8 protein-coding genes are annotated in these 10693 nt (G+C 61.2%); 4 read left to right on the top strand and 4 right to left on the bottom strand.

Annotated features, from left to right (window positions below; translation table 11 throughout):
* Position 1: 1 nt before the first annotated feature.
* The 4 genes from manD (at position 2) to DM806_RS21695 (ending at position 7226) form a co-directional block, all read left to right on the top strand.
* Positions 2-1213, top strand: a complete 1212-nt coding sequence (gene manD, locus DM806_RS21680; RefSeq protein WP_179045246.1) for a D-mannonate dehydratase ManD — start codon at positions 2-4, stop codon at positions 1211-1213.
* A 156-nt stretch (positions 1214-1369) separates the two neighbouring features.
* Positions 1370-2662: an MFS transporter gene (locus tag DM806_RS21685; protein ID WP_179045247.1), complete on the top strand. Its 1293-nt coding sequence runs from the start codon at positions 1370-1372 to the stop codon at positions 2660-2662.
* A 35-nt stretch (positions 2663-2697) separates the two neighbouring features.
* Positions 2698-5778, top strand: coding sequence for a glycoside hydrolase family 2 TIM barrel-domain containing protein (locus DM806_RS21690; RefSeq protein WP_179045248.1), 3081 nt, complete (start codon positions 2698-2700; stop codon positions 5776-5778).
* A 26-nt stretch (positions 5779-5804) separates the two neighbouring features.
* Positions 5805-7226, top strand: a complete 1422-nt coding sequence (locus DM806_RS21695; RefSeq protein ID WP_179045249.1) for a glycoside hydrolase family 28 protein — start codon at positions 5805-5807, stop codon at positions 7224-7226.
* A 698-nt stretch (positions 7227-7924) separates the two neighbouring features.
* Here DM806_RS21695 and DM806_RS21700 read toward each other — a convergent pair.
* The 4 genes from DM806_RS21700 to tnpA all read right to left on the bottom strand — a co-directional run bounded on the left by DM806_RS21700 (position 7925) and on the right by tnpA (position 10609).
* Positions 7925-8170: a hypothetical protein gene (locus DM806_RS21700; protein ID WP_019052496.1), complete on the bottom strand. Its 246-nt coding sequence runs from the start codon at positions 8168-8170 to the stop codon at positions 7925-7927.
* 17 nt (positions 8171-8187) lie between these two features.
* Positions 8188-9852: an IS66 family transposase gene (gene tnpC, locus DM806_RS21705; protein WP_179041790.1), complete on the bottom strand. Its 1665-nt coding sequence runs from the start codon at positions 9850-9852 to the stop codon at positions 8188-8190.
* Positions 9853-9923: 71 nt separating this feature from the next.
* Positions 9924-10265: an IS66 family insertion sequence element accessory protein TnpB gene (gene tnpB / locus DM806_RS21710; protein ID WP_019052498.1), complete on the bottom strand. Its 342-nt coding sequence runs from the start codon at positions 10263-10265 to the stop codon at positions 9924-9926.
* Positions 10262-10609 (bottom strand): IS66-like element accessory protein TnpA, encoded by a 348-nt coding sequence (tnpA, locus tag DM806_RS21715; protein ID WP_062788688.1) that lies wholly within the window; start codon positions 10607-10609, stop codon positions 10262-10264. Before tnpA ends, tnpB begins: the two co-directional genes overlap by 4 nt.
* Positions 10610-10693: the final 84 nt, after the last annotated feature.

Consider the following 10693-nt stretch of genomic DNA (forward strand, 5'->3'; position numbering starts at 1 on the left):
CATGCCCATCATTACCGGAGCCAAGGTGATCGTGACGTCGCCCGGCCGCAATTTCGTGACGCTGAAAATCGAGACGGACGAAGGCGTCTACGGCCTGGGCGACGCCACGCTCAACGGCCGTGAACTGTCGGTCGCCAGCTATCTGACCGACCATGTCATTCCCTGCCTGATCGGCCGCGATGCGCACCGGATCGAGGATATCTGGCAATATCTCTACAAGGGCGCCTATTGGCGTCGCGGCCCCGTCACCATGTCGGCCATCGCCGCCGTCGACACCGCGCTCTGGGACATCAAGGGCAAGGTCGCGGGCCTGCCGGTCTATCAGCTTCTGGGTGGCGCCAGCCGCGAAGGCGTGATGGTCTATGGCCACGCCAACGGCACCAGCATCGAAGACACGATCAACGTCGCGCTCGACTATCAGCGCCAGGGCTACAAGGCGATCCGCCTCCAGTGCGGCGTGCCCGGCATGGCGTCGACCTATGGCGTCAGCAAGGACAAATACTTCTACGAACCGGCCGACGCCGACCTGCCGACCGAAAATGTCTGGAACACCAGCAAATATCTGCGCGTCGTTCCCGAACTGTTCAAGGCCGCGCGTGAGGCTCTGGGCTGGGACGTCCACCTGCTGCACGACATCCACCACCGCCTGACCCCGATCGAGGCCGGTCGCCTCGGCAAGGATCTGGAGCCTTATCGTCCCTTCTGGCTGGAGGATGCGACCCCGGCGGAAAATCAGGAAGCCTTCAAGCTGATCCGCCAGCACACCACCTCGCCGCTGGCTGTGGGCGAGATTTTCAACTCGATCCATGATTGCCGCGAACTGATCCAGAACCAGCTGATCGACTATATCCGCGCCACCGTGGTCCATGCCGGCGGCATCAGTCACCTGCGCAAGATCGCCAATCTCGCCGACCTCTATCAGGTCCGCACCGGCTGCCATGGCGCGACCGACCTGTCGCCGGTCTGCATGGCCGCCGCGCTGCATTTCGACCTCAGCGTGCCGAATTTCGGCATCCAGGAATATATGCGCCACATGCCCGAAACCGACGCGGTCTTCCCCCATGCCTACACGTTCGAAGACGGCATGATGCATCCGGGCGACAAGCCGGGTCTGGGCGTCGAAATCGACGAAGAACTGGCCGCCAAATATGAATATAAGCGCGCCTTCCTGCCGGTGAACCGGCTCGAAGACGGCGCCATGTATAATTGGTGATCGCTTGATGAGCTTCTGCCTTCTTGGTGGAAGACAGAAGAAGGAGTGGAGTTAAGCTGCACATTCTCTCCACTCCTTCAATTCCATCAGAATATCTTCCCGCCATTGCCTGGCGGTCTGCGATCCACAGCCACGCCATCGATGAGAGGAAAGGGAATGTCGGACATTTATGGCAGCGCCATTGAAAATGCAGCCGTCACCGCCAGCCGATACAGGTGGAAGATCGTCGCTCTGCTCTTCGCGGCGACAGTCATAAACTACATCGATCGTCAGATGATCGGCGTTCTCAAACCGACTTTGGCTGCGGACCTTGGCTGGACGGAGAGCGATTTCGCCAACGTCATCATCTTCTTCCAGCTGGCCTATGCGATCGGGTACCTTGGCTTCGGGCGCGTGATCGACATGCTTGGGGCTCGCCTCGGCTATGCCGTCGCCTTCATCATCTGGCAGCTTGCTCATATCGCGCATGGTGCAGCCTTCAGCGTTGGTCATTTTGCTGCAGCGCGCTTTGCGCTGGGCATCGGGGAGGCCGGAAACTTCCCCGCTGCGATCAAGGCAGTGACCGAATGGTTTCCAGCACGGGAGCGCGCCTTTGCGATCGGCATCTTCAATGCGGGTGCCAATATCGGCGCGGTCATCACACCGCTGGTCGTACCGATCATCGTCCTTCATTATGGCTGGCGGGCTGCGTTCGTCATTACCGGTGTAGTCGCCTTCGTCTGGCTTATCGCCTGGCTCGCGATGTATCGTGCGCCCGGCGCCCATCCGAAGGTCAACGCCGCCGAGCGCGCCTGGATCGAACAGGACCCCGCTGATGGATCGACCAAAATCCGCTGGGCGCAGGTGATCCGCAAGCGGGAAACCTGGGCCTATGCGATCGGCAAGTTCTTCATTGATCCAATCTGGTGGTTCTTCCTGTTCTGGCTGCCCAGCTATCTGGGCACGCGCTATGGCCTTGACCTGGTCAGTTTCGGCCCCCCGCTCGCGGCCATTTATCTATTGTCCGATGTGGGCAGCGTCGCGGGCGGCTGGTCGTCCTCCCGCCTGATGGCGGCAGGGTATAGCGTCAATGTCGCCCGGAAGATCACCATGCTGATCTGTGCTCTGGCGGTCCTGCCGATTTTCATCGTCCAGTCGGTCGACAATCTATGGCTGGCTGTTCTTGTCATTGGCCTCGCCACCGCCGCGCATCAGGCTTTCTCCGCCAATCTCTACACCTTGCCGTCGGATATCTTCCCGCGTGCGGCAGTGGCGTCGGTGATCGGCATCGGCGGGACGGCTGGTGCGGTCGGCGGCATGATGATGTCGAAATTCGCCGGTTTCATTCTCGATGGCACGGGCAGTTATGCATCGCTGTTCGCCTTGGCCGGTGGCGCCTATCTCGCTGCCCTGCTGGCAGTGCACATGCTCTCGCCACGGCTGGCGCGGGTCGAAATGGCGGCGGCTTGATGACCTCCCTTCCTCTCCTCAAAAAGAGTGGTTTCATGATCCCTTCGAAAATGCTGTCCCGTTCATTCTGGGTGTGTGCGGCGCTGCTGTCGACCACCGCGCTGCGTGCCCAGGACAGTGAGAAGCTGATGCTCTCCGGCACTGGACCGGACGACGCCATCCCGTGGGATTTCGTGATCGATGGCGGACAGAAGGCGGGACGGCCATCGCGGATCGCGGTGCCCTCTAACTGGCAGCAGCAAGGGTTCGGCCACTATCAATATGGCTATGACAAAGGCCCGCGCGCCAGCGACACCGGCATCTACCGGCGCAGTTTCACCGTGCCTGCGGCGTGGAAGGGCAAGAGCGTCCGCATCGTCTTCGACGGGGTCATGACGGACGCGCTGGTCAAGGTGAATGGCGTCGCCGCCGGTCCGGTTCATCAGGGTGGCTTCAACCGTTTCAGCCATGACATCACGGCGCTTATCAAGCCGGGCGAAACCAACAGCCTTGAGGTAGTCGTGCATGAAGCGTCGGCCGCCCTAGATACCGACATTGCCGAACGCCATGGCGATTACTGGGTATTTGGCGGCATCTATCGGCCCGTTTGGCTGGAGGCGGCGCCCTCGCAGTCCATCAGCCACGTCGCGATCGACGGTAAAGCCAATGGCGACCTGAAAGCGGTCGTCACCCTGGCTGCCCCACGCACCGTCACCCGTCTGGTCGGCCAGCTGGTGGGCAAGGATGGCAAGCCGGTTGGAAAGCCGATCGAAACGCCTATCCCCGCGGGCGGTGAGGGGCGTGTGACCCTGACGAGCCATTTCGATGCGCCCGCGCTCTGGTCTGCCGAAACGCCCAACCTATACAGTCTTGATCTTACCCTGTTCGACGGTGATCAGCCGGTTCATCATGTCGTCAAGCGGTTCGGCTTCCGCACTTTCGAGGTTCGTGAAGGCGTAGGCCTCTACCTCAATGGCCAGCGGATATTGCTCAAAGGCGTGAACCGGCACAGCTTCCGGCCGGAAACCGGCAGAGCCATCTCCCGCGCAGACGCCTATGCCGACGTGAAGGCCATCCGGGCGCTCAACATGAATGCGGTCCGCATGTCGCATTATTCACCGGAGGAATCCTTCCTGGAGGCGACCGATGAGCTGGGCCTGTATGTCATCGACGAGCTGAGCGGCTGGCAACATGCGCACGGCACCGAGGTCGGGCGCAAGCTGGTTCGCGAACTGGTGGAGCGTGACGTCAATCATCCGAGCGTCATCCTATGGACCAATGGTAATGAGGGTGGCTGGAACAGGGAGCTGGATGGCGACTTTGCCCTCTACGATCCGCAGAAGCGCGTCGTGCTGCATCCTTGGGAGTTGTTCAGCGGCGTCGATACGAAACATTATCCGCGCTATCCCGATCTGATGAAGCGGCTGTCGGGACCATCGTTGGTAATGCCGACCGAATTTCTTCATGGCCTGTACGATGGTGGCGGTGGCGCGGGCCTGGACGATTACTGGCGCGCAATGACGGCTTCGCCGCGCGGGGCGGGAGGCTTCCTCTGGAATTACGCGGATGAAGGCATAGCGCGCACCGATCAGGGCGGCCGGATCGACACCTATGCGGCCTATGCACCGGACGGCATCGTCGGGCCGCATTTCGAAAAGGAGCCGAGCTGGTTCACCGTCAAGGATATCTGGTCGCCCGTCCAGATCGACGCACCCCGTATCGACGCCGCCTTTGACGGCAAGCTGGCAATTCGCAATCAGTATGACTTCACTGCGCTCGATGCGGTCAGCTTCCGCTGGGAGTGGATCGCCTTTGCCGATCCAGCGGGAAGAACCACCGATCCGCGCATCCTTGCAGCGGGGACGCTGTCCGGTCCGTCCATCGCGCCGCATGGAACGGGTGTCTTGCCGTTGCCGTCATCGCCTGCGCGTGGACAGGCGGATGCCTTGCGGCTGACTGCGCGACATGCGGACGATACGCTCTGGACCTGGGTGTGGCCGACACAAACAAACGAACGGCCAGAACCGGGGCGTGCTCTCGGCAAACCGCAACTTCTGAAAAGCGCGTCCGGCATCACCCTGCAAGCCGGGATAGTCAGCGCATCTTTCGATCCCGCGAGCGGGCTGCTGACTGGCCTACGCAAGGGTGGGCGCGAGCAAATCCTGTCCGCAGGCCCGACGCTTCAGATTGCGCGGCCGCGTGGGGAAGTGGGACCCCAATGGGAAGCCGCCAGCGGCCGTGGCAATGGTGTCTACGAACTTCCCAAACCGATACTGGCGAACATCGCGTCGATAGATGCCGGGACGGTGATCGAGGATGGCTGGGCCGGGTTCAAACTCGAGGTGTCGGCGGACGGACGGGCGTGGGACACGCTCTATGATGGGGCGCGCACCGCGAAGGACGGGAATGAATATGCCTTCGCGCCGCGAATGGTTCGCGCCGTGCGGCTGACGAACATTGCGGGCGTGCGAAAGACGCCGACCATCAAGTCGGTGAAGCTGGCGGGTGAGCCAGATCGCTTCGCCCTGCCGGAGAAGCCGGGTGTTGCCATAAGCACAGGCGAGGGACACGACCCGGCTACAGGACGCCCCATCGTCTGGTTGGAAGCCGACAATGCCGGGGGACTCGACAAGGCGCGCTGGACGCTGTCGGATGACGGCCGTCTGACGCTCGCCTATCGCTACAGCCTCACTGGCACCTTCCTCTATCATGGCATTGGCTTCGATCGCGGCAGCGTCTCCATAAAGGCTGCAAGGAGCCTGCTGCGCGGGCCGACACCAGTCTGGCAGAATCGCCTTCGCGGCCCTGTTCTGGGTGTTTTCGACATTGCAGGGAGTGGGAAGCAGCTGCCTGGCCCGACCACTGCCGGCTATTTCGCTGACCCGCGCTGGGTAAGGCTGGATAGCGCGGCAGGACCGCTGACTATATCCAGCCAAGGCGCGCCCTATTTTCAACTGGGCGCGCGGCTGGCCGATTTCCCCACCACGACCGCTGCTTTCCCGCTTAGCGCATTCGGATTTTATCAGGCGATCCCGGCAATGGGCGCAAAGGGCCAGGCAGCCGAACTGACCGGCCCGGCCGGCGCGCCGGCCAAGGCGGATGGCGTTTATTCCGGCACGCTGACCTTCAGTTTCTGAACACTGTTTTGAACGAGAGGATATCCATGTTGCACCATCTCTCACGCCGCGATCTTCTACTGGCTGGCGGCGCCTGCGCCGGTGCTGTGGCGATGCCCAATCGAGCCTTAGCCACGCCGGTCGGCTGGTCACGGGCCGACCAGATCCGCAAACTCGTGCGCCCGCCGGTGTTCTCAGATCGCGTCTTTCCCATCACCGACTATGGGGCGAAGGGGGACGGCGTCGCGCTCAACACGCAGGCGATAGCTCGCGCCATAACCGCCTGCGCCGCCGCTGGCGGCGGCCGGGTGCTGATAGGACCTGGACGTTTCCTGACCGGAGCAATCCACCTCAAATCCAATGTCGAATTGCATCTGGAGAAAGGGGCGACCCTGCTCTTCTCTACCGACACGCGCGATTACCCCGTGGTGCATACCCGGTGGGAGGGTGTGGACGTCATGGGCTATTCCCCGCTCATTTATGCCTATCGCCAGAAAAATATCGCGATCACCGGGTCCGGCACGATCGATGGGCAGGCGAGCGATCGCTTCTGGTGGTCGTGGAAGGGACCGGGCTGGCACGGGTCGGTCGACCATGGCTGGCGCGAAGGCATGCCGCATCAAAGGGAAGCCCGAAACCGGCTGTTTCAGATGGCGGAGGACAATGTGCCGGTCGCTAAGCGCGTCTTTGCCGATGGAGCCTATCTGCGACCGCCGACCATCAGCCCCTATGGCTGCGAAAATGTCCTCATCGAAGGGGTGCGGATCTTGCGATCACCCTTCTGGCATATCCATCCGGTCCTCTGCGTCAACGTGACCGTACGGAGCGTCGCCATGGAGAGCCACGGTCCCAACACCGATGGCTGCAATCCGGAATCGACCCGGCTGATGCTGATCGACAAATGTCTCTTCGATACCGGCGACGACTGTATCGCCGTCGATTCGGGCCGGAACAACGAAGGGCGCCGCATCGGTGTCCCGGCAGAGGATATCGTGATTCAGGACTGCACAATGAAAGAGGGACATGGTGCCATCGTCATTGGCAGCGTCATTTCTGGAGGCGCGCGGAACGTCTTCGCCGAGCGGTGCGAAATTGGTAGTCCGCATCTAATGTACGCGATCCGGTTCAAGAACAACGCGATGCGCGGTGGCCTACTGGAGAATTTCTTCTATCGCGACATCTCGGTGGATCAGGTGAGCCATGCCGCCATTCAGTGCGACTTCCACTATGAGGAAGGGGCAAACGGTCCCTACAAACCGGTTCTGCGCAATGTTTCGATTGATCGGTTGACAGTTAGAAACGCGCCAATGGTCGCTGATCTGCAGGGTCTTCCTGTTTCGCCAATCCGTGCAGTCGCTCTGCGAGAATGCCGCTTTGATGGTGTGTCGAAGCCGAGCATCGTCCGCGACGTTGATGCTCTCTCGCTTCAGGATGTTCTGGTCAACGGAAAGATGGTGCGCACACTATAACAAAGGACAGTCTGCTGGTGGGGAGCGGAATTTGGTCGATGAATGACCGAGAAGGGTCGCTCTCGCCTATTGCTGTGCGGATTGGAACAGCCATCGTGGTCGAAGCAAGTAGCTCAAGAGCAATCAAAAGAATCTGCCTCGAACGATGCCAGTCAGATTGTCGCTCTGTCGCGGACCTGTCCCGCAACTATTTTTGAAATTCGAATTAATTCAGATCGGCGGCGAGCTGGCTGCCGTTGCACGAGCTTAGTCGTGCCTCTATCCACGTTTCAGCGGTTGTCATACTGATCCATAGAGAAGAGCGTCCGACCGCGTCCACCGTTGATCATCAACTATCAGGAAAAGAATCGCTTATTAGATAATCGGCGAGTTTATCGCTCATCAATGCGGCCTAAGTCATTGATTTTCTGGTGACCCCTACGGGAACGCACAATATCCAATAAGGCACTGATATTCATGCTATAATTCTGAAATTCTCGCCACAATGCCATCATAAATGCCATCATTTTTGGCAAAATGAAATTGTTTCGCCCGGCACGCAAGAGGCGCCCAGCCTCCCGCCAAGCGATCTGTCCTTTCATGGGTCACTGAAACCTAAACCTAGTGAGACGATGTCTCAAAATCGCCGGCCCCGGATTGCCCCGTACGCATCCGGTGAGGACCGCGGCTACTGACGGTTTGCTGGGGGATTTGGCATCTTACTTGCCGAGGAAGGCCTCGACGCCTTCTTGAGCGAGCACATCGCGGAATGCAGCATCGGCATCGCGGTCGGTGGGGAATAGATTGTCCCAGACCGTCGAGGTGCCGTGCTCGTTGACGACCTCGAGGGACCAGCCACGTTCGGTGGCGAGCCGCACGATGTTGATGGTCAGCCGTACGCCCGCCTGTTCGATGGACCGGCAGAGAGAGGATTCAATCAGTTCGGGTTGCGGGTCAAATTCCATGCCGTGATGCTATGAGATCACGGCTCCAGCTTCAACGCTGTTGGTTTCCAATTCCATGGGAGCAGATCGCCAAGCCGATTAGCCGGATGACCGGCGATGCGGGCAAGGACGTCGGCGAGCCAAGCCTGGGGATCGAGGTCGTTGAGGCGACAGCTTTGAATGAGTGAAAACATGATGGCGGCGCGCTGACCGCCGCGATCGGAGCCGCAAAATAGCCATGCTTTCCGCCCGAGTGGCACACAGCGTAGCGCCCGTTCCGCTGCGTTGTTCGTGAGGCATACCCTGCCATCGACGAGGAAGCGGGTGAAGGAGTCCCAGCGCCGAAGCATATAGTTGATAGCCTTGGCGAGATCATGGTTACGCGACAGCTTGGCGAGTTGGGCGTTCAACCAGTCGTGCAGTTCGGCGATCAGTGGCGCGCTCAACTCCTGACGGGCGGCAAGCCGCTCCGCTGGTGTCTTGCCGTTGATACCGCGCTCAACGTCGAACAGGGCGTCCAGCTTCTGCACCGCCTCCAGCGCAATCGGATAGATCGGGCCAGTCCGCTCGCCGCGGCTCTTCTTGCGCGCAGCGCCCTCGACGTCAGCAAGTTCGAAGAACTTCCTGCGCGCGTGAGCAAAGCATCCTGCCTCCAGGATGAGACCAGGCTGGCGGTTGGGAGCGTACAGCTCAAAATAGCCCGCATAGGCATCAGCCTGCAGAATCCCGGACCAGGACGCGAGGTGCGCCTGGGGATGTTCCCCGCGCCGGTCGCGCGAATAATAGAAAACCACCGCCGGCGGATCGGCGCCGCCGAACGGGCGGTCATCCCGGACATAATCCCATAATCTACCGGTATCGGTCTTGCCCTTGGCCATGACCGGCACGGTGGTATCGTCGCCATGCACGCGCTCGGCGGCAAAGACATGGGCCTCGATCAGCCGAAAGATGGGCATCAAGGCGAAGGACGCCGCACCAACCTGATCGGCAAGCGTGGAGACGCTCAGCGGCACGCCTTCGCGAGCGAAGCGCTCCGCCTGGCGGTTGAGCGGCTGGTGCTGCCCATACTTCTCGAACAGCAGCATGGCGAGGAAGCTTGGCCCTGCCCAGCCACGCGGCACGACATGGAATGGCGCGGGCGGCTGCGTGATCTTCTCGCAGTCACGGCAGGAGAATTTCTCGCGTACGGTCTGGATGACCTTCCAGGCACGCGGGATTACCTCCAGCGTCTCGGTTACATCCTCGCCCAGCTTCGACAGGCGCATGCCGCCACAGGCCGGACAGGAACAGGGCGCCGGAACGACGACGCGGTCGCGGGGCAAATGGACGGGGAACGGTTTTTTAACTGGCCTCTTGCGCTCAAAGGCGGTGACGTTCGTCGCCTTTGTCGCGGCGGCCTCGGCGGCCAGATCATCTTCGGCGGCGTCGGCCTCCAAATCTTCGAGCTCAAACTCCATCTGCGCAAGAAGCCGGCGGGTGCGTTCGGCGCTGGGGCCGTACTGCTCGCGCCTGAGCTTGGCGATCTGCAACTTGTAGTGCGAGATCAACGCCTCGGTGGCGCTCTCCCGGGCACGGGCATTGGCCAGTTCGGCTTCAGCGCTCGTGGCCCGCTGTTCGGCTTCATCGGCGCGCTGCGCACTGAGCCGTACCAACGCCTTGAGCGCTTCGATATCGTCAGGCAGGGGCGAAACGGCGGCGTCCACAACTTGGATGGAATCATAGAAAACCTCCCGGATGAAGCGGAAAATGCAGCCTCCGCCGAGAAAATCTGCGCCTATCCTGCGCTCTGTGGGCGCCAGCTATATTGCGGGTTCCGCCAGTCCACTCCGTCGAGCAGGCAGGCCAGCTGTGAGCTCGTCAGCGACACCACGCCGTCCTTCGCGGCGGGCCAAATGAACTTCCCTCGTTCCAATCGCTTCGAATATAACGACATCCCGAGGCCGTCGTGCCAGATTATCTTCACAAGCGCCCCGCTGCGCCCGCGAAAGACCCAAAGATCGCCGGCAAATGGGTCTCGCGAGAAGCTCTGCTGCACCATTGCTGCCAAGCTCTGCATGCCGCGCCGCATATCTGTGTGGCCCATCGCAATCCACACCCGCGCGCCAGCTGGGATCATCGCAGGGCCTTGAGCGCTGCCGACACCAAGGCAGCTGGTGCCGACGCAGATATGCTCACGCGCCCTTTGCCACCCAGATCCACGATGATCACCGGCATTGCGGCCTGGTGCGCATTCTGCTGTTCGCCATCGTCAACCACCGCCTCGGCGAACTCCGTCAGGGCGGGCGGCTGCCGCAGCTTGTTGCGCCACGTGTAAATGCGCGCCGTGGAAATATCGTGCCGACGCGCCACAGCCAAAACGCTGGCCCCAGGCGCAAAGGCTTCTGCCAAAATCTGGAGCCGTTCCTCGTCGCTCCAGCGCCGCCGCCGTTCCGGCCCGGTCATCACCGTGATCTGCCGCATCCACTGCTCCTAAGCGTGCTCTCGAGAGCGTTCTTAAGAGCAGGCCCCTACCTCACGACAAGGCGCGTCTCGCCGGATGCATAC

The organism is Sphingobium lactosutens (genome assembly GCF_013393185.1).
Lineage (GTDB): Bacteria > Pseudomonadota > Alphaproteobacteria > Sphingomonadales > Sphingomonadaceae > Sphingobium > Sphingobium lactosutens_A.

Excerpts from the sequence above, each read along its gene's own strand:
- manD (WP_179045246.1), top strand. The coding sequence starts at position 2 with ATGCCCATCATTACCGGAGCCAAGGTGATCGTGACGTCGCCCGGCCGC.
- DM806_RS21685 (WP_179045247.1), top strand. The coding sequence starts at position 1,370 with ATGTCGGACATTTATGGCAGCGCCATTGAAAATGCAGCCGTCACCGCC.
- DM806_RS21690 (WP_179045248.1), top strand. The coding sequence starts at position 2,698 with ATGATCCCTTCGAAAATGCTGTCCCGTTCATTCTGGGTGTGTGCGGCG.
- DM806_RS21695 (WP_179045249.1), top strand. The coding sequence starts at position 5,805 with ATGTTGCACCATCTCTCACGCCGCGATCTTCTACTGGCTGGCGGCGCC.
- DM806_RS21700 (WP_019052496.1), bottom strand. The coding sequence starts at position 8,170 with ATGGAATTTGACCCGCAACCCGAACTGATTGAATCCTCTCTCTGCCGG.
- tnpB (WP_019052498.1), bottom strand. The coding sequence starts at position 10,265 with ATGATCCCAGCTGGCGCGCGGGTGTGGATTGCGATGGGCCACACAGAT.
- tnpA (WP_062788688.1), bottom strand. The coding sequence starts at position 10,609 with ATGCGGCAGATCACGGTGATGACCGGGCCGGAACGGCGGCGGCGCTGG.